21 protein-coding genes are annotated in these 23,792 nt (G+C 67.9%); 4 read left to right on the top strand and 17 right to left on the bottom strand.

Features of this window, described 5'->3' with window-relative positions; translation table 11 throughout:
- Nucleotides 1–5: 5 nt before the first annotated feature.
- The 4 genes from ACQ1W9_RS11255 to topA all read right to left on the bottom strand — a co-directional run bounded on the left by ACQ1W9_RS11255 (nt 6) and on the right by topA (nt 5,071).
- Entirely contained in the window at nt 6–1,598 is a 1,593-nt protein-coding gene (locus ACQ1W9_RS11255) for an ABC-F family ATPase (RefSeq protein WP_431023456.1), read from the bottom strand.
- A gap of 142 nt (nt 1,599–1,740) precedes the next feature.
- Nucleotides 1,741–2,199 (bottom strand): DUF6586 family protein, encoded by a 459-nt coding sequence (locus ACQ1W9_RS11260; RefSeq protein WP_431023457.1) that lies wholly within the window; start codon nt 2,197–2,199, stop codon nt 1,741–1,743.
- Nucleotides 2,196–2,447 (bottom strand): hypothetical protein, encoded by a 252-nt coding sequence (locus ACQ1W9_RS11265; RefSeq protein ID WP_431023458.1) that lies wholly within the window; start codon nt 2,445–2,447, stop codon nt 2,196–2,198. The genes ACQ1W9_RS11260 and ACQ1W9_RS11265 overlap by 4 nt, the downstream gene beginning before the upstream one ends.
- Entirely contained in the window at nt 2,444–5,071 is a 2,628-nt protein-coding gene (gene topA / locus ACQ1W9_RS11270) for a type I DNA topoisomerase (RefSeq protein ID WP_431023459.1), read from the bottom strand. Before topA ends, ACQ1W9_RS11265 begins: the two co-directional genes overlap by 4 nt.
- A 358-nt stretch (nt 5,072–5,429) precedes the next feature.
- On the opposite strand from topA, the gene pyk reads away from it, so the two are divergent.
- Nucleotides 5,430–6,884 (top strand): pyruvate kinase, encoded by a 1,455-nt coding sequence (pyk, locus tag ACQ1W9_RS11275; RefSeq protein ID WP_431023460.1) that lies wholly within the window; start codon nt 5,430–5,432, stop codon nt 6,882–6,884.
- 19 nt (nt 6,885–6,903) lie between these two features.
- Complete coding sequence (locus tag ACQ1W9_RS11280; protein WP_346060632.1) at nt 6,904–7,377, top strand: methylglyoxal synthase; 474 nt, start codon at nt 6,904–6,906, stop codon at nt 7,375–7,377.
- A gap of 86 nt (nt 7,378–7,463) precedes the next feature.
- On the opposite strand, the gene ACQ1W9_RS11285 is transcribed toward ACQ1W9_RS11280, so the two are convergent.
- On the bottom strand, nt 7,464–9,278 hold the full coding sequence (locus ACQ1W9_RS11285) for a pyruvate/oxaloacetate carboxyltransferase (protein ID WP_431023461.1): 1,815 nt from the start codon (nt 9,276–9,278) through the stop codon (nt 7,464–7,466).
- Nucleotides 9,279–9,290: 12 nt separating this feature from the next.
- Nucleotides 9,291–10,694, bottom strand: a complete 1,404-nt coding sequence (locus ACQ1W9_RS11290) for an acetyl-CoA carboxylase biotin carboxylase subunit (RefSeq protein WP_431023462.1) — start codon at nt 10,692–10,694, stop codon at nt 9,291–9,293.
- A gap of 173 nt (nt 10,695–10,867) precedes the next feature.
- On the opposite strand from ACQ1W9_RS11290, the gene ACQ1W9_RS11295 reads away from it, so the two are divergent.
- Nucleotides 10,868–11,851 carry a LysR family transcriptional regulator gene (locus ACQ1W9_RS11295; protein ID WP_346060635.1) on the top strand — a complete coding sequence of 328 codons (984 nt, stop codon included), beginning with the start codon at nt 10,868–10,870 and terminating at the stop codon, nt 11,849–11,851.
- 175 nt (nt 11,852–12,026) lie between these two features.
- A complete protein-coding gene (gene lipA, locus ACQ1W9_RS11300) occupies nt 12,027–13,079 on the top strand; it encodes a lipoyl synthase (protein WP_431023463.1) in 1,053 nt (350 codons plus the stop codon).
- Nucleotides 13,080–13,356: 277 nt separating this feature from the next.
- Here lipA and lipB read toward each other — a convergent pair whose 3' ends face one another.
- From lipB to ACQ1W9_RS11355, 11 genes are all read right to left on the bottom strand, one after another.
- On the bottom strand, nt 13,357–14,025 hold the full coding sequence (lipB, locus tag ACQ1W9_RS11305; protein WP_431023464.1) for a lipoyl(octanoyl) transferase LipB: 669 nt from the start codon (nt 14,023–14,025) through the stop codon (nt 13,357–13,359).
- Nucleotides 14,025–14,330 (bottom strand): HP0495 family protein, encoded by a 306-nt coding sequence (locus ACQ1W9_RS11310; RefSeq protein ID WP_346060638.1) that lies wholly within the window; start codon nt 14,328–14,330, stop codon nt 14,025–14,027. Before ACQ1W9_RS11310 ends, lipB begins: the two co-directional genes overlap by 1 nt.
- A 167-nt stretch (nt 14,331–14,497) precedes the next feature.
- Nucleotides 14,498–15,700 carry a D-alanyl-D-alanine carboxypeptidase family protein gene (locus ACQ1W9_RS11315; protein ID WP_431023465.1) on the bottom strand — a complete coding sequence of 401 codons (1,203 nt, stop codon included), beginning with the start codon at nt 15,698–15,700 and terminating at the stop codon, nt 14,498–14,500.
- 39 nt (nt 15,701–15,739) lie between these two features.
- Nucleotides 15,740–16,720: a septal ring lytic transglycosylase RlpA family protein gene (locus ACQ1W9_RS11320; RefSeq protein WP_431023466.1), complete on the bottom strand. Its 981-nt coding sequence runs from the start codon at nt 16,718–16,720 to the stop codon at nt 15,740–15,742.
- On the bottom strand, nt 16,717–17,745 hold the full coding sequence (gene mltB / locus ACQ1W9_RS11325) for a lytic murein transglycosylase B (protein WP_431023467.1): 1,029 nt from the start codon (nt 17,743–17,745) through the stop codon (nt 16,717–16,719). The genes ACQ1W9_RS11320 and mltB overlap by 4 nt, the downstream gene beginning before the upstream one ends.
- Nucleotides 17,746–17,773: 28 nt before the next feature.
- The gene (gene rodA / locus ACQ1W9_RS11330; RefSeq protein ID WP_431023468.1) at nt 17,774–18,934 is read right to left on the bottom strand and encodes a rod shape-determining protein RodA; all 1,161 of its coding nucleotides are present in this window, start codon (nt 18,932–18,934) and stop codon (nt 17,774–17,776) included.
- 1 nt (nt 18,935) lies between these two features.
- Nucleotides 18,936–20,837, bottom strand: coding sequence for a penicillin-binding protein 2 (gene mrdA, locus ACQ1W9_RS11335; protein WP_431023469.1), 1,902 nt, complete (start codon nt 20,835–20,837; stop codon nt 18,936–18,938).
- Between the two features lie 27 nt (nt 20,838–20,864).
- Nucleotides 20,865–21,332: a 23S rRNA (pseudouridine(1915)-N(3))-methyltransferase RlmH gene (gene rlmH / locus ACQ1W9_RS11340; protein WP_346060644.1), complete on the bottom strand. Its 468-nt coding sequence runs from the start codon at nt 21,330–21,332 to the stop codon at nt 20,865–20,867.
- Nucleotides 21,329–21,685 (bottom strand): ribosome silencing factor, encoded by a 357-nt coding sequence (gene rsfS / locus ACQ1W9_RS11345; protein ID WP_431023470.1) that lies wholly within the window; start codon nt 21,683–21,685, stop codon nt 21,329–21,331. The genes rlmH and rsfS overlap by 4 nt, the downstream gene beginning before the upstream one ends.
- Nucleotides 21,686–21,722: 37 nt before the next feature.
- On the bottom strand, nt 21,723–22,379 hold the full coding sequence (gene nadD, locus ACQ1W9_RS11350; protein WP_431026440.1) for a nicotinate-nucleotide adenylyltransferase: 657 nt from the start codon (nt 22,377–22,379) through the stop codon (nt 21,723–21,725).
- A gap of 31 nt (nt 22,380–22,410) precedes the next feature.
- Nucleotides 22,411–23,721, bottom strand: a complete 1,311-nt coding sequence (locus tag ACQ1W9_RS11355) for a glutamate-5-semialdehyde dehydrogenase (protein ID WP_431023471.1) — start codon at nt 23,719–23,721, stop codon at nt 22,411–22,413.
- Nucleotides 23,722–23,792 lie beyond the last annotated feature (71 nt).

The following is a 23,792-nucleotide window of genomic DNA, read 5'->3' on the forward strand; positions in this document are numbered from 1 at the left end:
GCCCGTCAGCCGAACAGGCCCTGGCTCCTCAGGTAGTCGTCGTAGCTGCCGCTGAAGTCGGTGATCCCCGCCTCGCCCATGTCGAGGATACGGGTGGCCAGGGAAGAGACGAATTCCCGGTCGTGGCTGACGAAGATCAGGGTCCCCGGGTAGTGCTCGAGGGCCAGGTTGAGCGCCTCGATGGACTCCATGTCCAGGTGGTTGGTGGGCTCGTCCATCAGCAGCACATTAGGCCGGGTCAGGGTCAGCTTGCCGAACAGCATGCGCCCCTGCTCACCGCCGGAGATCACCTTCACCGACTTGCCGATGTCGTCGCTGGAGAACAGCATGCGCCCCAGGGCGCCACGGATCACCTGTTCGCCGCCGTCGGTCCACTGGGCCATCCACTCGAACAGGGTCGCGTCATTGGCGAAGTCGTCGGCGTGGTCCTGGGCGAAGTGGCCGAGCTCGGCGCTGTCGGTCCACTTCACACTACCGGCCTGGGGAAAGAGCTCCCCGGCCAGGGTCCTGAGCAGGGTGGTCTTGCCGATGCCGTTGGGGCCGATGATGGCGATGCGCTCGCCGGCCTCCACGGTCATGCCGAAGCGCTCGAACAGCGGCGCCTCGCCGGGGTAACCCTGGGTGACCCCTTCCACGTTGACCGCGTTGCGATGGATCTTGCGGGCCTGCTCGAAGCGGATAAAGGGGCTGACCCGGCTCGACGGCTTGATCTCCTCGAGCTTGATCTTGTCGATCTGGCGCGCCCGGGAGGTAGCCTGCTTGGCCTTGGAGGCGTTGGCCGAGAAGCGGCTGACGAATTGCTGCAGCTCGGCGATCTGCGCCTTCTTCTTGGCGTTGTCGGCGTGCTGGCGCTCGCGGGCGGCGGTGGCCGCGGTCATGTAGTCGTCGTAGTTGCCCGGGAACAGCCGGATCTCGCCATAGTCCAGGTCCGCCATATGGGTGCAGACGCTGTTAAGGAAGTGGCGGTCGTGGGAGATGATGATCATGGTGCTGTTGCGCGCCGTCAGCACCCCCTCCAGCCAGCGGATGGTATTGATATCCAGGTGGTTGGTGGGCTCGTCGAGCAGCAGCACGTCGGGGTCGGCGAACAGCGCCTGGGCCAGCAGCACCCGCAGCTTCCAGCCCGGCGCCACCTCGCTCATGGGGCCGGTGTGCTGCTCGAGCGGGATGCCGAGTCCCAGCAGCAGCTCGCCGGCTCGGGCCTCGGCGGTGTAGCCGTCCAGCTCGGCGAAGCGCACTTCCAGGTCGGCCACCGCCATGCCGTCTTCCTCGCTCATCTCGGGCAGCGCATAGATGCGTTCCCGCTCGGCGGCCACCTGCGAGAGCTCGGCATTGCCCATGATCACGGTGTCGATGACCCGCTCGTTCTCGTAGGCGAACTGGTCCTGGCGCAGCTTGCCGAGCCGGGCCCCCGACTCGACCATCACCTGGCCCGAGGAGGGCTCCAGGTCGCCGCCGAGGATCTTCATAAAGGTGGACTTGCCGCAGCCATTGGCGCCGATCAAGCCGTAGCGATGGCCGTTGCCGAACTTGATGGAGACGTTCTCGAACAGGGGCTTGGCCCCGAACTGCATGGTGATATTGGCGGTGGAGATCAAGGATAAGGGTCCGGTCGATGCATAGAGGGCCGCGATTGTACCGGTTATGGCCGCCCGACACACCGGGAAGCGTCCTATGCAAGGCTATCGCGGCTGGAATGGCTGAGGGGCGCCCTTTAGGCATTCCAGCCGCACGAGCCCGCTACCACTCCTGGCTGGTCTCGCGCAGGGCGGGCAGCAGTGCCTTGAACTCCTTGAGACACCCGGCGAGCTCCCGGGCCAGGGGCTCGCCGGCAGAGGCGGCGATCAGGCCGCCCGCCGCCTCGCGGCGGGCCGCGCCCTCGACCCCATGCAGGGCCTCGAGACGCACCAGCAACACCGCCAGCCAGCTCTCGGGACGCTCGGCCAGGGCCCGCAACTGGGCCAGCTCCGCCACGGGCTCGTCGCCACCCAACAGTTCGCGCCAGTCGTGGCGTGCCAGGTGGGCATGCTCGGAGACCTCCCGCAGCAGCGAATTCAGCGCCAGCTCCAGGGTCGCCAGGGCGCCCTCTTCCAGGGCGCGCCGCCGGGCCTCGGCATGCTCATCGCCGCCCTCCGGCGAGAGGGTCAGCAGCAGCTCGGCCTGGTAGAGCAACTGGTTAGTGCGTCCCGCTGGAGTCATTTACTTGTCACCCTCGATAAAGGTTCATCGCACTTTGGCGTGAACCCCATCGTGGGAGCGCGGATTCCGCCGGTCCGACGCCTCGGCGATATCGCCCGAAGGGCGATCAAGGCACCTGACGGCGCCAATCGTTCGGCAGAGCCGAACTCCCACAATAGCAAGCTGGAGCCTTCCCAGGCCGTGGTTTCACGCTGCTCTGCGAAGAACCCGATAAAGGCGGCCTTGCCGCGCGTTTCGACCAGGGTCATTTACGCTTGTCCTCCACCTGCCACTTGCCGCCCTCGAAGGTGGCCTTCCAGCCGCTGGCCTTGCCGCCCTCCTCGGTCATCACGTACTGACTCTTGGTCTTGCGGGAGAAGCGGATCTGCGCCGGGCGACCATCCGGGTCTTCGCTGGGCGCCTCGAGCAGGAAGTGATACTTCTCGGGGAGCTCCTCGGCATGGGCCTTGAGCTCGCTGACCAGCGGCGGGCGGGTCTCGCGATTCTTGGGGAACTGGCTGGCGGCCAGGAAGAGGCCGCTGGCGCCGTCGCGCAGCACATAGTGGTCATCGACCTTCTGGCAGGCCAGCTCCGGCATGGGAATGGGGTCCATCTTCGGCGGCGCCACCTCGCCGCTCTTGAGCAGCTTGCGGGTGTTCTTGCACTCGCCGTTGGTGCAGCCGAAGTACTTGCCGAAGCGCCCGCTCTTGAGCTGCATCTCCGAGCCACACTTGTCACACTCGATCACCGGTCCCTCGTAGCCCTTGATGCGGAACTTGCCCTGCTCCACCTCGTGGCCATCGCAGTCCGGGCTGTTGCCGCAGATATGCAACTTGCGGGTCTCGTCGATCAGGTAGCTGTCCATGGCGGTGCCGCATTTGCCACAGCGATGCTTGGCACGCAGCGCCTCGGTTTCGGCCTCCTCGTCGGCATCGGCGGCCACCGCCTCCTCGCCGGGGATCAGGTCGATGGTGGTCTTGCAGCGCTCCTTGGGCGGCAGGTTATAGCCGGAGCAGCCCAGGAAGACGCCGGTGGAAGCGGTGCGGATCTGCATCTTGCGACCACAGCTGGGGCAGTCGATATCGGTGGGCACCGGCTGGTTGGGACGCATGCCATCGTCGCTCTCGGCCCGCTCCAGCTGACGCTTGAAGTCGGCATAGAAGGCGTCGAGGAGTTCCCGCCAGTTGCGCTCGCCCTCGGCCACCTGGTCGAGGCTGTCCTCCATGCGCGCGGTGAAGGAGAAGTCCATCAGGTCGCGGAAGGACTCGGCCAGGCGGTCGGTGACGATATCGCCGAGTTTCTCCGCGTAGAAGCGGCGGTTCTCCAGCTTGACGTAGCCGCGCTCCTGAATGGTGGAGATGATCGCCGCATAGGTGGAGGGGCGGCCGATGCCGCGCTTCTCCAGCTCGCGCACCAGGCTGGCCTCGGTGAAACGCGCCGATGGCTTGGTGAAGTGCTGCTGGGGATCCAGGGTCACCAGGTCGAGCGGCGTGCCCTTGGCCAGGTCCGGCAGCGACTGGTCCTCCTGCTTGCCGGCAGGCTTCATTACCCGAGTATAGCCATCGAACTTGAGCACCCGGCCCTTGGCCTTGAGTTCGTAGCCCTGGGTCTCGACGGTCAGGGTGCTGGAGAGATACTCCGCCGGGGTCATCTGACAGGCCACGAACTGACGCCAGATCAGTTCATAGAGCCGCTCGGCGTCCCGCTCCATGCCGGAAAGGTCGGTGGCTTTGCGGGTCACCTCGGAGGGACGGATCGCCTCGTGGGCCTCCTGGGCCCCTTCCTTGCTGGCATAGCGATTGGGCGACTCGGGCAAGTAACGCGCCCCGAACTCCTCGGCGATATAGTCCCGGGCGCTGGCCACCGCATCCTGGGAGAGGTTGGTGGAGTCGGTCCGCATATAGGTGATATAGCCCGCCTCGTAGAGGCGCTGGGCCAGGGTCATGGTCTTCTTCACCGAGAAGCCCAGGCGAGCGCTGGCGGCCTGCTGCAGGGTCGAGGTAATAAAGGGCGCGTTGGGCTTGGAGCGGGTCGGCTTGTCCTCCCGGGCGGTAATCGCCAGGCTCGCCTTGCGCAGCGCCGCGATACGTTCCAGGGTCTCCGCCTCGGAGGTGGGGCGGAAGGCCTTGCCGTCCTGACGCACCAGCTCGAAGCGGATCGGCGCCTGTCCCTCGGCGGCCAGGTCGGCATGCACGTCCCAGAACTCCTCCGGCACGAAGGCGCGAATCTCCCGTTCCCGCTCGACGATCAGGCGCACCGCCACCGACTGCACGCGGCCGGCGGAGAGGCCCCGGGCCACCTTGTTCCAGAGCAGCGGCGAGACCATGAACCCCACCACCCGATCGAGGAAGCGCCGCGCCTGCTGGGCCTCGACCCGCTCCATCTGCAGCTTGCCGGGGTCCTTGAAGGCCTCCTGGATGGCGTTCTTGGTGATCTCGTTGAACACCACCCGCTTGTAGCGGGACGCATCGCCGCCGATGGTCTCCTTGAGGTGCCAGGCGATGGCCTCCCCCTCGCGATCCAAGTCGGTCGCGAGGTAGACGGCATCGGCCTTCTCGGCCTGCTTCTTGAGCTCGGCGACCACCTTCTCCTTGCCGGGCAGCACCTCGTAACGGGCCTCCCAGCCATGCTCCGGGTCGATGCCCATGCGCCGGATCAGTTGATCCCAGGCCTTGCGCTTCTTGTAGGTGGCCTTCTCCTCCGGCGACATCTTGCGGGTCGCCGCCGCCTGGCGGGCGCGCTCCTTGGGATCCGTGGCACCCTTGCCGGAGCCGCTGGTCGGCAGATCACGAATATGCCCCACGCTCGACTTAACGACGAAGTCGTTGCCGAGATACTTATTGATCGTCTTGGCCTTGGCCGGTGACTCGACGATGACCAGTGACTTGCCCATAGTGCTCCACTTTCTATGTGCCCGAGACCGGAGGGTCCCGGCATCGATCCCTCGCCGAAGGGCTCTTCGACGGAAAAATGCGCTTACCCTACCCCAGCCGGCCCCTTCACGCCAGGCCCGCCGCTTTCTGAACCTAGCCCCCGGAATCGGGCCAGGCAAGCGGCGGACGATGTCACCTCATCGTCATCCATTCGTTACAGACTCCCCCGGTACCCGCTGGAGAGACCCTTTTCACCGAGCGTCGGGCATGGTCTACTGTGATGTAGTAAAATCACTACATCACAGTCATCGAGAATGACGGCGGTCCCGGCCAAGGTGCCCAGACCCCACCCCACGCAGATTCCAGAGGAGTCCTACCATGTCGATCGCCCATCCCCCCCTGCGCCGCACCAAGATCGTCGCCACCCTGGGTCCCGCCAGCGACCGGGAGGGCGTCCTCGAGGCGATGATCGACGCCGGCGTCGACGTGGTTCGCCTCAACTTCTCCCACGGCACCGCCGACGACCATCGCCGCCGCCTCAAGGCGGTGCGCGAGATCGCCGCGCGCCTCGGCAAGAGCGTCGCCGCCCTCGGCGACCTCCAGGGCCCCAAGATCCGCATCGCCCGCTTCACCGAGGGCGCCGTGACCCTCGACGAGGGCCAGGCCTTCGTCCTCGACATGGCCATGGACACCGAGGCGGGTACCGCCGAGCGGGTCGGCTGCGACTACAAGGCCCTCGCCGGCGACGTCGCCGTGGGTGACGTCCTGCTCCTCGACGACGGCCGCCTGGTGCTGGAAGTAACCCAGATCGACGGCCCCGAGGTGCACACCACCGTGACCGTCGGCGGGCGGTTGTCCAACAACAAGGGCATCAACAAGCAGGGCGGCGGCCTCTCCGCCGCGGCCCTCACCGACAAGGACAAGGCCGACCTCAAGACCGCCATCGACATCGGCGTCGACTACCTGGCGGTGTCGTTTCCGCGCAGCGCCGCCGATATGCAGGAGGCCCGCGCGCTGCTTGGCGAGGCCGGCAAGGAAATCGGCCTGGTGGCCAAGGTCGAGCGCGCCGAGGCGGTGGCCGACCCGGAGACCCTGGACGGCATCATCCGTGCCTCCGAGGCGGTGATGGTGGCCCGCGGCGACCTCGGCGTGGAGATCGGCGACGCCCAGCTGATCGGCGTGCAGAAGCGCATCATCAGCCGCGCCCGCAAGCTCAACCGGGCGGTGATCACCGCCACCCAGATGATGGAGTCGATGATCAGCGCGCCGCTGCCCACCCGAGCCGAGGTGTTCGACGTGGCCAACGCCGTGCTCGACGGCACCGACGCGGTGATGCTCTCCGCCGAGACCGCCGCCGGCGACTACCCGGTGGAGACCATCGAGGCGATGCACCGTCTGTGCCTGGGCGCCGAGCGCGAGCGCACCGCCCAGGAGTCGGGGCACCGCATCCACGAGGGCTTCTCGAAGATCGACGAGACGGTGGCGCTGTCGGCCATGTACGCCGCCAACCACCTGGAGGGCGTGGCCGCCATCGCCTGCATGACGTCCACCGGCTATACGCCGCTGATCGCCTCGCGCATCCGCTCCGGCCTGCCCATCATCGGCCTGGCCCATAGCCCCATTGCCCAGCGCCGCATGGCCCTCTATCGGGGCGTGGTCTCGGTGTTCTTCGACACCAGTGAGATGACCCCCACCGAACTCAATGCCCGCGCCCTGGACGAGCTCCGGGCCCGCGGCATCGCCGGCCCCGGCGACCAGGTAATCCTGACCCGCGGCGATCATATGAACGCCCACGGCGGTACCAATACCCTGAAGATCCTGACCGTCCAGTAAGCGAGCGAGAGGAGGCCCCATGAGCGAATCCCGTCCCCGCCAGGCGCGCCGGCGCCGGCTACCCGAGCGCAAGCGCATCGCCCTGATCGCCCACGACGGCAAGAAAGAGGAGCTGCTGGCCTGGGCCGAGCGCTGGCGCGACACCCTGGCCCAACACGAGCTGCTGGGCACCGGCACCACCGCGCGGCGGGTCGCCGAGCGGCTGGGGCTGGAGGTAGAGGGAGTGATGAGCGGCCCCCTGGGGGGCGACCAGCAGATCGGTGCACGCATCACCGAGCAGCGACTGGACCTGCTGGTGTTCTTGTGGGACCCCTTCGCTCCCCAGCCCCATGACCCGGACGTCAAGGCGCTGCTGCGCCTGGCGGCGCTGTGGAACGTGCCGGTGGCCTGCAATATGGCCAGCGCCGACTTCCTGCTGAGTTCGCCACGACTGGCCGAGGCGGTCGATATCGAGATCCCCGACGCCGACGACTGGATCAGCTCGCGAAGCTAAGCAACGCTCGCCACGGCGGCGTAAAAGCAATACGAAGGGCGCCCAGTGGCGCCCTTCGCTGGTTTCACAGCAGCCAGACCGTCATATCACTCCTCCCCGACGATCTCCACCAGCACCTCCCCCGGGGTGACTCGATCGCCCCGGACCACATGCACGGCGCCGACCCGGCCGGCCAGGCGCGCATGCACCTCGGTCTCCATCTTCATCGCCTCGGTGATCAGGATCGCCTGCCCTTCCTCGACCCGCTGGCCGACGCCCACCAGCACCTCGACGATGGTCCCCGGCATGGCGGTGGTCACATGTCCGGCGGTGGTGGCCCGGGCACGGGGCGCGGCGGTCGGGGCCGGCTGGCTGGCCCGCGGCTCGAAGACCACCGCCTCGGGCATGCCGTCCAGGCTCAGGTAGACCTGGCGACGCCCGCCCACGTCGCGCCCCACCCCGGTGATCTGCACCTCATAGGACTCGCCGTGCACGTCGATCACGAAATCGGTGGGCGGCGCCTCGGCCACCGGGCGGCGCGCGGTGCCGGCCTCCTCCAGGGACTCGGGCACCAGGCTGCCCTCCCGGCGCCCGACCAGGAAGTCGCGGCCGATATCGGGGAAGAGCGCGAAGGTCAGCAGGTCCTCCTCGCTCTCGGCCAGGTCGCCGATGGCCTCCCGCAAGCGCGGCAGCTCCGCCGGCAACTGGTCCGCCGGCCGCCCCTGGGCCACCGGCTGATTGCCCACCGCACGGCTGCGCAGGGCCTCGTCCACCGGCCCCGGCGCCCGACCATAGCCCCCCAGCAGGTAGCGCTTCACCTCATTGGTGATCGCCTTGTAGCGCTCGCCGCTGAGCACGTTCATCACCGCCTGGCTGGCGACGATCTGGGAGTTGGGGGTCACCAGGGGCGGATAACCCAGCTCGGCACGCACCCGGGGGATCTCCTCGAACACCTCCTGGATCCGCGACAGGGCGTTCTGCTCACGCAACTGATTGGCCAGGTTGGACATCATGCCACCGGGAATCTGGTTGAGCTGCACGCCGATATCCTCCCGGGTGAACTCGCTCTCGAAGCGGGCATACTTGGTGCGCACCCCGCGCAGGGTCTCGCCCACGCGACGAATCGCCGCCAGGTCCAGGCCGGTGTCCTGGGGCGTCTCCTGCAGGGCCGCCACCAGCGCCTCGCTGGCCGGGTGGCTGGTGCCGCCGGCGAAGGCGCCGCTGCAGGTATCCAGATGGCGGCAGCCCGCCTCCACCGCCTTGAGGTGGCACATGGCGGCGAGCCCCGAAGTGGCATGGGTATGCAGGTGCACCGGCACCTCCAGGGCATCCACCAGGGCCGCCACCAGCTCGTAGGTGGCGTAAGGCGTGAGCAGCCCGGCCATGTCCTTGATGGCGATGGAGTCGGCCCCCATGGCCACCAGTTGCTTGGCATCGGCGACGAAGCTGGCCCGATCATGCACCGGGCTCACCGTGTAGCAGAGCGCCGCCTGGGCATGCTTGCCGCTGGCCTTGACCGCGGCCAGGGGCACCTCCAGGTTGCGGAAGTCGTTCAGGGAGTCGAAGAGGCGGAAGCTATCGATGCCCCCCGCCGCGGCCCGGGCCACGAAGGCCTCCACCACGTCGTCGGCATAGTGGCGATAGCCCACCAGGTTCTGGCCGCGCAGCAGCATCTGCAGGGGCGTCCTGGGCAGCGCCGCCTTGAGGCGATGCAGCCGCTCCCAGGGGTCCTCCTTGAGAAAGCGCACGCAGGCATCGAAGGTCGCCCCACCCCACACTTCCAGGGCGTGGAAACCGATGGCATCCAGCTCGGGGCAAGCCGGCAGCATGTCCTCGGTGCGCAGCCGGGTGGCGATCAGCGACTGATGGCCGTCGCGCAGCACCACCTCGGTCAACCGCACCGGGTCGTTGGATTCACTCATTCGTCTCTGTCCTTACAGGCCCGCATGGGCGGCGATGGCGGCGGCGATCACCAGGGCCACCTCTTCGGGATGACGCTTGCTCGAATAGTCGAGCAGCTCCGGGTGGGCGGCCAGGAAGCCGGTATCGAAATGGCCCTCGCGCAGCGCCGGGTGGCGGAGGATCTCCTCGTAATAGGCCGCCGTGGTCTTGATGCCCTGCAGGCGCATGTCGTCCAGGGCGCGCACCGCCCGATTGAGGGTCTCCTCCCAGGTCATGCCCCAGACGATCAGCTTGAGGCAGAGGGTATCGAAGTGCGGCGGCACCCGGTAGCCGGTATGGATGGCGGTATCGACCCGCACCCCGGGGCCGCCGGGGGCATAGTAGCGGGTGATGCGCCCGAAGGAGGGCAGGAAGTCGTTCTTGGGATCCTCGGCATTGATGCGGCACTGGATGGCGTAACCGTGGTGGCGGATATCCTCCTGGCGGAAGGCCAGCTTGTGGCCGGCGGCGATGCGGATCTGCTCGCGGACGATATCCACCCCGGTGACCGCCTCGGTGACGGTATGCTCCACCTGGATGCGCGGATTCATCTCCATGAAGTAGATCTCGTTGCCGCGTACCAGGAACTCCACGGTGCCGGCGTTCTCGAAGCCCACCGCGGCCGCGGCCTGGATCGCCAGCTCGCCCATGTAGGCGCGCTGCTCCGGAGTCAACCGGGGGCTGGGGGCCACCTCGATCAGCTTGCGATTGCGCCGCTGCAGGGAGCAGTCCCGCTCGAAGAGGTGAATCACCCCGCCGTGGCGATCCGCCAGCACCTGCACCTCGATATGCTGGGCCGTGGCGATGCACTTCTCCAGGTAGAGCTCGGCCTCACCGCTCTCCCCGGGCAGGGTCTCCCAGGCCCGGGTCAGTTGAGTCACATCGTCGCAGCGGCGCAGGCCGCGCCCGCCACCGCCGCGCAAGGTCTTGAGCATCACCGGGTAGCCCAGGCCATCGGCCAGGGCCCGCGCCTCATCGAGGCCGCCCAGGGCCGCCATGCCCCCCGGGGTAATGGGGATACCGGCGCGGTGCATGCTGGATCGCGCCGCGACCTTGTCGCCGAGGGCGGCGATGGCCTCGCTGTCGGGGCCGATAAAGGCGATGCCCGCCTCGGTGCAGATCCGCGCGAACTCGGCGTTCTCGGCCAGGAAGCCATAGCCGGGATGGATGGCCTCACAGCCGGTCTCCCGGGCCAGGTCCACCAGGCGCCGCGGATCCAGGTAGCCGGCCAGGGGGTCGTCGCCGACGAAATAGGCCTCGTCGGCGCGCTTCACATGCAGGGCGAAACGGTCCGGTTCGGTATAGATGGCCACCGAGCGGATACCCATCTCGGCACAGGCGCGCTCGATGCGCACCGCGATCTCACCGCGATTGGCGATCAACAACTTCGTGAACACGACGGCCTCCAGGGTTGCGTCCATGACGGGCATGGGGAAGACTGTGCCCGCGGCCAGGCCGAATCCAGGGCTCCGGCCCAACCCTCTAACCTAGCCGGGCCAACACCAATAGAAAAGCCGTAATTTTTTTGCCAACCTATAAGTCAGGACTTATAGCTAGCGGAAGCCCAACCATGTCACGTCCCAGTCTGCTCAACCGCCTGACCTTTCGTCAGCTGCAGGTGTTCCAGGCGGTCTACCGCCAGCAGTCCTATTCCCGGGCGGCGGAGCAGCTCGGCTTGACGCAACCGGCGGTGAGCGCCCAGATTCGCCAGTTGGAGCAGGTCCTCGAGCAGCCGCTGTTCAAGTATGCCGGCAAGACCCTGCATATCCTGCCCGCCGCCGATGCCCTCTCGGCCTCGGTGCAGGCGATCTTCGGCCAGGTCTCGAGCCTGCAGATGGAGCTCTCGGAACTGGCCGGCACCATCCGTGGCGAGCTCAACCTGGCGGCGGTCTCCACCGCCCAGTACGTGGTGCCGCATATCCTGGCGCGCTTTCGTGCCCGCTATCCGGAAGTCCAGGTGCGGCTGCGGGTGTGCAACCGCGGCCAGGCCCTGGAGCGCCTGGCGGAGCGCCGCGACGACCTGGTGATCATGGGCATGGTGCCCAGCGACCCCAACCTGGCCTTTATGCCGATCCTCGATAATGAGCTGATTCCGGTGGTGTGGCCGGGCCACCCCCTACTCGGGGCCAAGGCACCGACCCTGGACGATTTCGCCCACCACTACGTGCTGATGCGCGAGCCCGGCTCGGGGGCACGCACCGCCTTCGAGGAGTTCGCCGCCCGGGAGCGGGTCTCGCTCTCGCATACCATCGAGCTGGGCACCAACGAGGCGATCAAGCAAGGGGTCATGGCGCACCTGGGGGTGGCGGTGCTGCCGCGCCTGGCGGTACAGCTGGAGATCGCCTCGGGGCTGCTCGCCTCGCCGCGCCTGCCGGGCTTCCCGCTGCGCCGCTCCTGGTGCACGGTGCACCCCAAGGACAGGCCCCCCTCCCCGGTCACCGAGCTCTTCCTGCGCTTCGTGCGGGAGATCCTCCCGGAGCTCAATACCCACTTCCAGGCGCCGCTGACGCCGATGCCGGGCCATGGTGTCGCCTGCCTGCCGCTCGACTCCTGATCTGCCTTATGGCCGCCAGGCAGGGGGTTCGCCTGTGCCAGCCCGGCGCGGCTGTGGTAAATTACCGGCCTGCAATCCACGTAGTCGCCAGCACGCCCTGCTGACTGCCCGCCCCGGGCGACAAGCCGCGCACCGCCTGGCCCTGGCAGCCGCCTAGCGGAGGAGCCCACCCCCGATGAATGACACCCCCTCGAAACCGATCTCCAGTGGAGCGAAGTTCCGCACCGAGCAAGGCTTCACCGCCATCAAGGACGGCATCAAGCAACGCCGCCAGGAGGGCGAGGGGCCCGAGCTGGGGCGCAAGCCGAAATGGCTGCGCGCCCAGATCCCCGGCGGCGAGCGTTTCGAGGCCGTCAAGCGCAACGTCAGCGAGCACCGCCTGAGCACCGTCTGCGCCGAGTCCCATTGCCCCAATATGGGCGAGTGCTGGAGCAACGGCACCGCCACTATCATGCTGATGGGCTCGGTGTGCACCCGCGCCTGCCGCTTCTGCGCCGTGGATACCGGCAACCCCAAGGGCTGGCTGGACAGCGAGGAGCCGGCCAACACCGCCAAGTCCGTGGAGCTGATGGGGCTGCGCTACGTGGTACTGACCTCGGTGGATCGCGACGACCTGGAGGACGGCGGCGCGGCCCACTACGCGGCCTGCATCCGCGCCATCAAGGCCAACACCCCCGAGGTGGTGGTGGAAGCCCTGACCCCGGACTTCGACGGCGCGCATGCCGCCATCGAGGGCGTGGTGGAGTCGGGCCTCGAGGTCTTCGCCCAGAACGTCGAGACCGTGGAACGCCTCACCGAGCGGGTCCGCGATCCCCGCGCCGGCTACCGCAAGACCCTGGATGTGCTGGCTTATGCCAAGCGCCACAAGCCCGAGGTGCTCACCAAGACCAGCCTGATGCTGGGCCTGGGCGAGACCGAGGAAGAGATCCTCGCCACCTTCGACGACCTGCGCGAGATCGGCGTGGATATCGTCACCCTGGGCCAGTACCTGCGCCCGACCCGCAACCACCTGCCGGTGGAGCGCTACGTCACCCCTGAGGAGTTCGAGCGCTACCGCCGGATCGGCCTGGAGAAGGGCTTCATGGAGGTGGCCTCGGGCCCGCTGGTGCGCTCCAGCTACCGCGCCGATCGGGTGTTCGAGAAGAATAACCTGGGCCTGGCCGCCCCCGCCGAGGTACCCGGACAGCAGGCCGATCCCAATCGGATCGATGCGATCAACGTCGGTTGAGAGCGCCTAGCGCCTAGCAAGGTAGTGGCACCGCGGCACCGCTAGTGCTCGCGTCATAGAAGAAACCCCATGGGTTAAACACCCATGGGGTTTCTCGCTTTCATTCCCGGCATCGACTGCCCGTTACTGACCAACCAGGCTATGTCCGAAAACTGGCTGCGCTCGGTCATACGGCGTTAAAAAACGGCTCAAAGTACTCATTTACACCCCGTAAACTCCGTCTTTTCGCCGATTTTTGCCTTGTCTGACCTTCGCTCGCCGACTTTTCAGACAAAGCCTAGGCGCTCGTAGCTTGGCGCTCGGCGCTGACCAACTCCCTGCCCAGCTCCCGGGCCAGGCAGTGCGCCAGACGCTCCCCCACCGCCTCCACGCCGGGGCAGTCGTCTACCAGGTCCAGCAGGCGGGTCATGGCCATGCCGGCATAGCCGCAGGGGTTGATGCGCTGGAAGGGCGAGAGGTCGCCATCGACGTTGAGGGCCACCCCGTGGAAGCTGGCGCCGCGGCGGATCCTCAACCCCAGGGAGGCGATCTTGTCCTCGCCCACATAGACGCCGGGGGCATCGGGGCGTGCCCGAGCCTCGACGCCCTGCTCGGCGAGCAGGGCGATCACCGCCTGCTCCAGGGCCGTGACCAGGTCACGCACCCCGAGGCCGGCCCGGCGCACATCGATCAGCGGATAGAGCACCACCTGGCCGGGACCATGGTAGGTGACCTGGCCGCCGCGATCGCTCTGTACCACGGGAATCTCGCCGGGCATCAGCAGGTGCTCGGGCTTGCCCGCCCGGCCCTGGGTAAAGACCGGATCATGTTCCACCAGCCAGAACTGGTCGGGGGTCTGGGCGTCACGCTGGTCGGTGAAGTCGCGCATCGCCTGCCATACCGGCTCATAGGGGCGTCGGCCGAGGCGATAAAACTCGATGGACGGCAGGGCCGGAGTGGACACCATCACACCACCATATGCACGCGGCCGGTGGCCTTGAGGGCGGTAAAGAGGCGCTGCAGATGCGCTTCCCCTTCGGCGGTGATGGTCAGGCGCACCGACTGGAAGCGGCCGTTGCGGCTGTCCACCACCTGGACGCTGGTGCGGTCGAAGCCCGGGGCATGGGTCTCGACGATGGCCACCACGGTCTCGCGGAAATCGTCGGCGGCATCGCCGACGATCTTCAGCGGGTAGTCGCAGGGGAATTCGACCTTGGGGCGCGCCGCGGCGCCGGGGGCCTGGCGCAGGTCACGCAGGGAGTTGTCGCTCATGGGAATACTCGACGCAAGTCATGTCCGAGTATTCTACTCAACCTATCCCCTGCCACCAAGGGAGTCGGCAGGGCTATCGCAGTTAGCACGTTAAACCCCGCTCCGACCTGTCCCCAGCGCCCCTTAGCCATTCCCATCGGGGGCGGTGACGGCTTAGGAGCGCGGGGTCAGCTAAAGAAGCCGCTGATAAACTGGCGAATGGTATCCAGCAGGCGCTTGAAGAGCCCGCCCTGCTCCACCGGCTCCAGGGCCACCAGGGGGCGCTCGGCCACCACCTCCTCGCCCAGCACCACCTGCAGGGTGCCCAGGGTCTCGCCGGCGGCCACCGGCGCATTGATGGCATCGGGCAGGCTCAGGCGCGCATTGAGTCCGTCGTTACGCGACCGGGGCACGGTGGCCCACAGCGCCTCAGCGACGCCCAGGCGCAGCTCGTCCACCTCGCCGCCCCAGATACGCGGGGTGGCGATGGTCTCCCCCTCGTCGTAGACCTCGAGGGTCTCGTAATAGCGGAAGCCGTAGCTGAGCAGCTTCTGGGTCTCCTGGGCCCGGGCCTCTTCGGAGTCGGTGCCCATCACCACGGAGATCAACCGCATGCCGTCGCGCTCGGCGGAGGCCACCAGGCAGTAGCCGGCCTCGTTGGTATGGCCGGTCTTGAGACCATCCACGGAGCTATCGCGCCACAGCAGGCGATTGCGGTTGGGCTGGCGAATATCGTTGTAGGTGAAGTAGCGCTCGGCGTAGATGGCATAGTGCTCGGGGTAATCGTCGATGATATGCCGCGACAGGGTTGCCATGTCCCGGGCCGAGGAGTAGTGATCGGCGTCCGGCAGGCCGGTGGGGTTGACGAAGTTGGTGTCGTGCATGCCCAGGCGGGTGGCATGCTGGTTCATCAGGTCGGCGAAGGGACGCTCGCCGCCGGCCAGATGCTCGGCCACCGCCACGCTGGCATCGTTGCCGGACTGGATGATGATGCCGTAGAGCAGGTCGTGGATGGAGACCTGGGTATCGACCTCGACGAACATCTTGGAGCCCCCGGTACGCCAGGCGTGCTCGCTGATGGTCACCATGTCTTCCATGGCGATATTGCCACGATCCAGCTCCCGCTCCACCAGGTAGGCGGTCATCAGCTTGGTAAGGCTGGCCGGCGGCAGGCGTTCGTCGGCATTGTGTTCCGCCAGCACCTCGCCGCTATTGGCATCCATCAGGATCCAGGAACTGGCGGCCAGCTGGGGCGACGCCGGTATCATCGTCTGAGGGGCAGGGGCGGGAGCGGGCTGCTGCGCCTGGGCCGCCAGGCTCAGGGCGGCGACACAGAGCAACAGGGTGCCGAGCAGGCGCCGCAGCGGCGAACGGAATGACAGCTGGCTCATAACGCGATATCTCATCGAAGGATGCATGGGGGAAAATCGTTACTCTTGGCGAATCAACAGGGTCTGGGCGAAGCCGGCCCGGCGCAGGGCATCACGCAGGGGATCGAGGCGTCCGGCATCCGCCACCGGCCCCACCTGGACCCGATGGATCCCGGCCCGACTCTCCACCCGCACCGGGTGCCCCAGCTCGGCCTCCAGGCGCGCCTGGAGCTCCTCGGCATTGCCCGCCGAGCCGAGCGCGGCCACCTGCAGAAACAGGGGATCGTCGGCGGCCTCGGCCTGGCCTCCGGACGGGGCTTCGCTTGCCATGGCACGCTCGACGGGCGCGGCCACCTGGTCGCGTTCGGTCGGGCCGCGTTCGGTCGGGCCGCGTTCGGCCGGCGCCGCCCGGGGCGCGGCGGTAGGCCGGCCGTTCCGGGCCAGCCATTCCTCGGGATCGATGGCCTCCACCGTGACCCGGCCGGTGCCGGCATCGAGGATCCCCAGGCGCGCCGCGGCGGCATAGGAGAGATCGATCTCGCGATCCTCATGGAAGGGCCCACGATCATTGATCCGCACGATCACCGAGCGACCATTGTCCTGGCTGGTGACCCGGGCATAGGTGGGCAGCGGCAGCGAGCGGTGGGCGGCACTCATCTTGTACATGTCGTAGATTTCGCCATTGGAAGTGGCGTAGCCGTGGAACTTCTCGCCATACCAGGAAGCGATGCCGGCGCCTCGATAGCCCCGCGCATCATCCAGCACCCGGTAGCTCTGCCCCCAGACCTGATAGGGCGAACGGTTGCCGCCCCGGGAACGCGGCTCGATACGTGGCACCGCATCCGCCACATTGGAAACATCGGGGGGCAGCTCCGGGTAGGCGTCGCTGGCCCGCGCATAGCGGCCGGTGGCGGTTTCGGTGGCAGTTTCGGTGGCGTTCCCCGTCTCGGCGCGAGGCGCGGGCGCGCCAGCGCCGCCGCCACTGGCACAGCCGGCCAGCAGCATCACCACGGCCATCAGGCCCAGGAAGGGTGTCTTCATGCCTCCTCCTCCCGGGCCGCGGCGATGGCCTCGGCCAGCTCGGTGACCGCCATGGCATAGAGATGACTATGGTTGTAGCGGGTAATCACATAGAAGTTATGCTGACCCAGGCGGTAGCGATAGTGCGTATCGCCGGCGTCATCCAGGGTATCCAGGGCCAGGGGAATCACCCGGGCGTCATCGTCGAGGGCACCATCCAGCGGCTCGATCCCCTCGGCTGCCAGGCTGGCCAGGCCGACATAGGGAGGCCGGGTCTGGTTGAAGTCGATGCCGCCGGGGAGCGAATCCGGCCCCCGGGCTTCGCTATAGATCGTTCCGCCCGGGCGCCAGCGGTGCTCGGCGAAGTAGTTGCCGACGCTGCCGATGGCATCCACCGGATTGAACCAGAGATCACGCAGCCCATCGCCGTCGAAATCCACCGCATAGGCGCGATAGCTGGTGGGAATAAACTGGGGGTAGCCCATGGCGCCGGCATAGGAGCCCTGCATCTCGCCGGGCTCGACGCCCTGCTCGAAGGTGATCTCCAGGAAGGCGGCCAGCTCGCCGCGGAAGAAGTCGCCCCGCCGCGGGTGGTGAAAGGCCAGGGTCGCCAGGGAGTCGAGCACCCGATGGCGCCCCTTGAACTGCCCGAAGCGAGTCTCGACCCCGATGATGGCGGCGATGATCTCCGGGGGCACGCCGAACTGTGCCTCGGCACGCTCGAAGGCCTCCCGATGGGCGGCGATAAAGTCGACCCCCTCGGCCACCCGCTCCGGCTGCATGAAGATGGCGCGATACTCGTCCCAGCGCAGGCGACGTTCGGCGGCGCCGGCCATGGCATCCAGCACGTCCTGCTGGAAGACCGCGTCCCGCAGCTGCTCGCTTGACCAGGCAACGGGGATCTCCCGGGCCACCAGCTCCTCCACCAGGGCCGCCGCGCCCTGGTGGGCCGCCGGATCGAAGTCGGCGGCCTCGACCGACAGCACCGTCCCCAGCCCCAATCCCAGGCTCAGCAGCCAGGCCGAGCCGGCTCTCACTCGCGTCATCGTCTCTCCTCTCCCTGGTATGCCATCGCTATCTTGGCAGCAGCCGCCGGTGGGCCTGAATGGCCATGAGAATACCGAAACCGGCCAGCAAGGTCACGCTGGAGGTGCCGCCATAGCTGACCAGCGGCAGCGGCACCCCGACCACCGGCAGGATGCCACTGACCATGCCCACATTGACGAAGAGGTAGATGAAGAAGGTCAGCACGATACTGCCCGCCAGCAATCGCCCGAAGCTGTCCTGGGCGGTGTTGGCCAGCCACAGGCCGCGCCCGATGATCAACAGGTAGAGCGCCAGCACCGCCAGCATGCCCACCAGTCCGAACTCTTCGCCCAGCACGGCGACGATGAAATCGGTATGGCGCTCGGGCAGGAACTCCAGCTGCGACTGGGTGCCCTGCAGCCAGCCCTTGCCGGTGAGGCCACCGCTGCCGATGGCGGTGGTCGACTGGATGATGTTCCAGCCCGAGCCCAGGGGGTCGCTCTCGGGGCTGAGGAAGGTCAGTACGCGCTGGCGCTGGTAGTTGTGCATGTTCATCCACAACAGCGGCAGGGCCGCGGCGACCAGGGCCCCCATGGCCAGGATAAAGCGCCAGGAGAGCCCCGCCAGCAGGATCACGAAAACCCCGGAACAGGCCACCAACAGGGAGGTACCCAGATCCGGCTGGCGGGCAATCAACAGCACCGGCACCCCCAGCAACACGCCACACACCAGCAGGTCCTGCCAGCGCGGCGGCAGCGGTCGCCGGCACAGGTAGGCGGCCACCATCATCGGCATGGCCAGCTTCATCAGCTCCGACGGCTGGAAGCGCATCACCCCGGGAATCTCCAGCCAGCGCTGGGCCCCCATGCCCACGTCGCCCATGATCTCCACGGCGAGCAGCATCAGGACCCCGCCCCCATAGACCAGGGGCGCCCAGCGCATCAGGCTGGCCGGTGACAGGCGGGCCAAGACCAGCATCACCACCAGGGCAACGGCGAAGCGGGTCGCCTGGGCCTGGACCACCGGCAGGCGCTGCCCGCTGGCGCTGTAGAGCACCAGCAGCCCCCCGCCCATCAGCACCAGCAGCAGCGCCAGCAGCCAGGGGTCCAGGCGCAGCCGCGTCCATAGCGACTTGCGCCGCGAGATACCGCTTTGCGGGGGACGCACCGGGCGGGCGCGCCAGGGGGCTAGCTGTTCCAATCGAGTCATCTCAGTTTCCCGCCACCGTGCCGTCGTCACTTTCGATGCGCTCGCGCAACTCGTCCACCTCCGGCGCCTCCTCCTCGAGCAACCAGGCATCGGTCATGGCCCGGGCCAGGTGTGCCGCATGGGTGCTGCCGCCGCCGGCATTCTCGACGATCACCGACACCGCGATGCGGGGATCCTCCAGGGGGGCGAAGGCCATGAAGAGGGCATGATCGCGCAGGCGCTCGGCCAGCTCCTCGGCGTTGTAACGCTGATCCTGGCCCAGGGAGAAGACCTGGGCGGTGCCCGACTTGCCCCCCATGCGGTACTCCAGGCCGACGCCGGTGCGGCGCGCCGTGCCCTCGTGGCCGGTCAACACCTGTTCCATGCCGGCGAAGACCCTATCCCACCACTGGTCGTTATCCAGGCGTATCGATTCATGATCGGGCGCCATGACCACCGGCTCGTCCCCCACCGCCCGGGCCAGGTGCGGCGTCATCCACTCGCCGCGGTTGGCCAGCACGGCGGTGGCGGTGGCCAACTGCAGGGGCGTGACCATCCAGTAGCCCTGGCCGATACCCACCGAGAGGGTCTCGCCGGGATACCAGGGTTGGTTGAAGCGCCCCCGCTTCCATTCCCGGGAGGGCATCAGGGCGGCGCTCTCGCCGAACACATCGTGCCCTACTCGCTGGCCGAAGCCGAAGCGACTCATATGGGCATGCAGGCGATCGATACCCAGGTCATGGGCCAGGGTGTAATAGTAGGTGTTATTGGAAACGGCGAGGGAGCGTTCCAGGTCGACCCGCCCATGGCCCCAGCGCAGCCAGTTGCGGTAGCGCCGCGTATCGTTGGGCAGCTGGTAGTAACCGGGATCACGCACCACGGTATCCGGGGTAATCTCCCCCTCCGCCAGCCCGGCCAGGGCCAGGAAGGGCTTGATGGTGGACCCCGGCGGGTACTGGCCGCGAATGGCACGGTTGAACAGCGGCAGGTCGATATCGTTCTGCAGGGCCCGATAGGAGGCGGCGTCGATGCCGGTGACGAACTGATTGCTGTCGAAGCCCGGGGTGGAGACCATGGCGAGGATCTCGCCGCTGGCGGGCTCGATGGCGACGATGGAGCCGCGACGGCCGTCGAGCAGCTCATAGGCCAGGGTCTGCAGCTCCTTGTCCAGGGTCAGGGTGAGGTTCTGTCCCGGCACCGGGTCGCTGCGTCCCAGCTCCCGCAACACGCGCCCGCGGGCGTTGGTCTCCACCTGACGCAGCCCCGCCTGGCCATGCAGCAGGTTCTCGTACTGTCGCTCCACCCCGGTCTTGCCGATGAAGTGGGTGCCGGCGTAGTTGCCGGCATCCAGGGTCTCCAGCTCTTCGGCATTGATGCGCCCCACATAGCCCAGGGCGTGGGCCATGATCTCGGCATCCGGGTAGTAGCGCAGCAGCTGCGCCTCCACCTCGACACCGGGCAGGCGATGGCGGTTGACCGCCAGGCGGGCGATCTGCGCCTCGTCCAGGTCACTCATCAGCAGTGCCGGCTGGAAGGGGCGCTGGCGCTGCCGGGAGCGCTCGCGGAAGGCCTCCACCTCATCCTCCGGCAGCTCGAGCAGTTCCACCAGCAGCGCCAGGGTGGCGTCCAGGTCCTCGACTCGCTCCCGCACCAGGGTCAGGTTATAGGTGGGGCGGTTCTCGGCCAGCAGCACGCCGTTGCGGTCATAGATCAACCCCCGGGTCGGGGGCAGCGGCTCGACCCGCACCCGGTTCTTCTCCGAGCGGGTGATATAGACCTCGTGCTGCACCACCTGCAGGTAGGCCAGGCGGCCCATCAGGGTGGCGGTCAGGGCCACCACCAGGAACGCCGCCAGCAGCGAGCGCCAGCGGAAGATGCGCACTTCCTGTTCGGGGTTCTTCAGCGCCTGGCGGGAGTTACGCATGGATGTGGCTCGGCGACATGAACTCGCTCAACGGTGATAAGGGTGGCCGACCAGCAGGGTCCAGGCCCGATAGAGTTGCTCGGCGAGCAGGAGTCGCACCAGGGGGTGCGGCAGGGTCAGCGGCGACAGCGACCAGCGCTGATGGGCGCTCGCGGAGAGCCCCGGCTCCAGGCCATCGGGGCCGCCCACCAGCAGGGCCACGTCACGCCCTTCCAGGCGCCAGTCCTCGGCCTCCCGAGCCAGCTGCTCGGTGCTCCAGGGCTTGCCGCCCACCTCCAGGGCCACCAGATGCTCGTTGCCCTTGAGGCGTTCGCGGATGCGTTCCGCCTCCTGGGCGATGGCCCGCGCCGGATCGCTGTTCTTGCCCCGGGTGCCCGGGGCGATCTCGACGATCTCCAGGGCGAAGTCGCGGGGCAGGCGCTTGCGATATTCGGCCACCCCGGCCTCCACCCAGGCGGGCATGCGATTGCCCACCGCCACTACCTTGATCTTCACACCGCGCCCCCGCGGCGCTCCCCGTCAGTGGGCAGATCGGCCCAGAGCCGCTCCAGGTCGTAGAGGCTGCGGGTCTCGGGCAGCATCACATGCACCACCAGGTCGCCCAGGTCCACCAGCACCCAGTCGTCTCCGGCGCGGCCCTCGGTGCCCAGGGGCTGAACCCCGGCGGCCTTGGCCTTCTCCACCACGTTATTGGCCAGTGCCGCCACATGGCGGCTGGAGGTACCGCTGGCCACCAGCATCAGGTCGGTGACGCTGGTCAGATTGGAGACATCCAGCAGGGTGATGTCCCGGGCCTTGAGCTCTTCCAGGGCGTCCACCACCAGGGTCTTGAGGGAATCGATATGCATAGCGTCTCGTATCATGGCAGGAGTCTAAAATGCCATTCTATCGCGTCTCGCCGCCGGGAGCAGCGTCGCCGCCACGATAAAGGCCGCGGGAGTCGATATGGGCGCGCACCGCCTCGGGCAGCAGGTAGTGCACCGAGCGCCCCTCGGCCAGGCGGCGACGAATACCGGTGGCGGAGATCGCCAAGCGGGTCGGCAGCGACAGGCGCAGCAACCGTCCGCGAGGCTCCGCCAGCAGGGCCTCGACGGAGGCCACCTCGCGACCGGCCAGCAGAGACTGGAGGCGGGACGGCAAGGGCGCGCCATGGTCGGGACGCTCGATCACCACCACATGGGCCTGGGCGAAGAGCCCCTCGGGGTCCCGCCACTCGGCCAAGCGCAGGAAGGCGTCATGGCCCACCGCCATGATCAGCCGGGCCTGCGCGCCGAGCTCGGCGCGCAGGCTGGCCAGGGTATCCACCGAATAGGAGGGGCCGTCGCGGCGCAGCTCGCGATCGTCGGCGACAAGCCCCGGCGTCTCGCCGATGCCCAGGCGCAGCATGGCCAGGCGCTCGCGGCTTGAGACGCCGGGAGCGGCGCGGTGGGGGGGCAGATGGGCCGGGATCATATGCACGCGATCCAGGCCCAGCACCTCGCGCAGCTCCACGGCGCTGCGCAGGTGCCCCAGGTGTACCGGGTCGAAGGTGCCGCCGAGCATGGCCACCGCCGGGGCGCTGACCGGGATGCCATCAACCACGGGTATGGCCGTCCCCCAGCACCACGTACTTGCGGGTCGTCAGTCCTTCCAGCCCCACCGGGCCACGGGCATGCAGCTTGTCGGTGGAGATGCCGATCTCCGCGCCCAGGCCATACTCGAAGCCATCGGCGAAGCGGGTGGAGGCATTGACCATCACCGAACTGGAGTCCACCTCGGCGAGGAAGCGCCGCGCCAGGCCGTAATTCTCGGTGACGATGGCGTCGGTGTGGTGGGAGCCGTAGCGGTCGATATGCGCCATGGCGGCGTCGACGCCGTCCACCACGCGGATCGCCAGGACCGGCGCCAGGTACTCGGCGGCCCAATCGGCTTCCTCGGCCACCCCCAGCTCGGCGACGATGGCGCGGCTGCGCTCGCAGCCGCGCAGCTCCACGCCATGCTCGGCATAGGCGGCCACCAGCCTGGGCAGCAGGGCCTCGGCGATGGGCGCATCCAGCAGCAGGGTCTCCATGGTGTTGCAGGTGCCGTAGCGCTGGGTCTTGGCATTGACGGCGATGGCCAGGGCCTTGTCGAGGTCGGCGCTGGTATCCACATAGACATGGCAGACGCCGTCCAGGTGCTTGATCACCGGCACCCGCGCCTCGGCGGAGATGCGCGCGATCAGCGACTTGCCACCGCGGGGAATGATCACGTCGACGAACTCCGGCATGGCGATCAGGCGGCCCACGGCGGCACGGTCGGTGGTGGCCACCACCTGCACCGCGGCGGCCGGCAGCCCCGCCTCGGCGAGGCCGTCACGGATGCAGGCGGCGATGGCGGCATTGCTGTCGCGGGCCTCGGAGCCGCCGCGCAGGATGCAGGCATTGCCCGACTTGAGGCACAGGCTGGCCGCTTCCACCGTGACGTTGGGCCGCGATTCGTAGATGATACCGATCACCCCCAGGGGGACCCGCATCTGCCCCACCTGGATGCCGCTGGGGCGGGCGCGCAGGCCATCGATCTCGCCCACCGGGTCGGGCAGGGTCGCGACCTGCTCCAGGCCCTCGATCATGGCGTCCAGGCGGGCCTCATTCAGGGCCAGGCGATCGAGCAGGGCCGCATCCAGGCCATTCTCGCGCCCCCGGGCCAGGTCGCGGGCATTGGCCTCGAGCAGGCCGGCCCGGGCCGCCTCGAGATGACGGGCGATGGCCCGCAGGGCGGCATTCTTGCGTCCGGTGGGCTCGCTGCGCATCCGGGTGGCGGCCTGGCGGGCAGCCTGACCGAGTTCGGTCATGTAGGCGTCGACATCGGTGATCCCGGCGTCGATCGCAGGTTCTTCGTTGACCTGGGGGACGTGACGTGACATGCCGTAGGGTATCTCCTCAACAGGGGACAAAATAACGACCGCCCGCGGGCCGGCGGCGTTTCGATAATCAG

The organism is Halomonas sp. H5, assembly GCF_050613175.1.
GTDB classification, from domain to species: domain Bacteria; phylum Pseudomonadota; class Gammaproteobacteria; order Pseudomonadales; family Halomonadaceae; genus Bisbaumannia; species Bisbaumannia salifodinae.

What these genes read in the sequence shown, in the direction of transcription:
- ACQ1W9_RS11260 (WP_431023457.1), bottom strand. Translation starts at nt 2,199, where the DNA reads ATGACTCCAGCGGGACGCACTAACCAGTTGCTCTACCAGGCCGAGCTG.
- ACQ1W9_RS11265 (WP_431023458.1), bottom strand. Translation starts at nt 2,447, where the DNA reads ATGACCCTGGTCGAAACGCGCGGCAAGGCCGCCTTTATCGGGTTCTTC.
- topA (WP_431023459.1), bottom strand. Translation starts at nt 5,071, where the DNA reads ATGGGCAAGTCACTGGTCATCGTCGAGTCACCGGCCAAGGCCAAGACG.
- pyk (WP_431023460.1), top strand. Translation starts at nt 5,430, where the DNA reads ATGTCGATCGCCCATCCCCCCCTGCGCCGCACCAAGATCGTCGCCACC.
- ACQ1W9_RS11280 (WP_346060632.1), top strand. Translation starts at nt 6,904, where the DNA reads ATGAGCGAATCCCGTCCCCGCCAGGCGCGCCGGCGCCGGCTACCCGAG.
- ACQ1W9_RS11285 (WP_431023461.1), bottom strand. Translation starts at nt 9,278, where the DNA reads ATGAGTGAATCCAACGACCCGGTGCGGTTGACCGAGGTGGTGCTGCGC.
- ACQ1W9_RS11295 (WP_346060635.1), top strand. Translation starts at nt 10,868, where the DNA reads ATGTCACGTCCCAGTCTGCTCAACCGCCTGACCTTTCGTCAGCTGCAG.
- lipA (WP_431023463.1), top strand. Translation starts at nt 12,027, where the DNA reads ATGAATGACACCCCCTCGAAACCGATCTCCAGTGGAGCGAAGTTCCGC.
- lipB (WP_431023464.1), bottom strand. Translation starts at nt 14,025, where the DNA reads ATGGTGTCCACTCCGGCCCTGCCGTCCATCGAGTTTTATCGCCTCGGC.
- ACQ1W9_RS11310 (WP_346060638.1), bottom strand. Translation starts at nt 14,330, where the DNA reads ATGAGCGACAACTCCCTGCGTGACCTGCGCCAGGCCCCCGGCGCCGCG.
- ACQ1W9_RS11315 (WP_431023465.1), bottom strand. Translation starts at nt 15,700, where the DNA reads ATGAGCCAGCTGTCATTCCGTTCGCCGCTGCGGCGCCTGCTCGGCACC.
- ACQ1W9_RS11320 (WP_431023466.1), bottom strand. Translation starts at nt 16,720, where the DNA reads ATGAAGACACCCTTCCTGGGCCTGATGGCCGTGGTGATGCTGCTGGCC.
- mltB (WP_431023467.1), bottom strand. Translation starts at nt 17,745, where the DNA reads ATGACGCGAGTGAGAGCCGGCTCGGCCTGGCTGCTGAGCCTGGGATTG.
- rodA (WP_431023468.1), bottom strand. Translation starts at nt 18,934, where the DNA reads ATGACTCGATTGGAACAGCTAGCCCCCTGGCGCGCCCGCCCGGTGCGT.
- mrdA (WP_431023469.1), bottom strand. Translation starts at nt 20,837, where the DNA reads ATGCGTAACTCCCGCCAGGCGCTGAAGAACCCCGAACAGGAAGTGCGC.
- rsfS (WP_431023470.1), bottom strand. Translation starts at nt 21,685, where the DNA reads ATGCATATCGATTCCCTCAAGACCCTGGTGGTGGACGCCCTGGAAGAG.
- nadD (WP_431026440.1), bottom strand. Translation starts at nt 22,379, where the DNA reads ATGCTCGGCGGCACCTTCGACCCGGTACACCTGGGGCACCTGCGCAGC.
- ACQ1W9_RS11355 (WP_431023471.1), bottom strand. Translation starts at nt 23,721, where the DNA reads ATGTCACGTCACGTCCCCCAGGTCAACGAAGAACCTGCGATCGACGCC.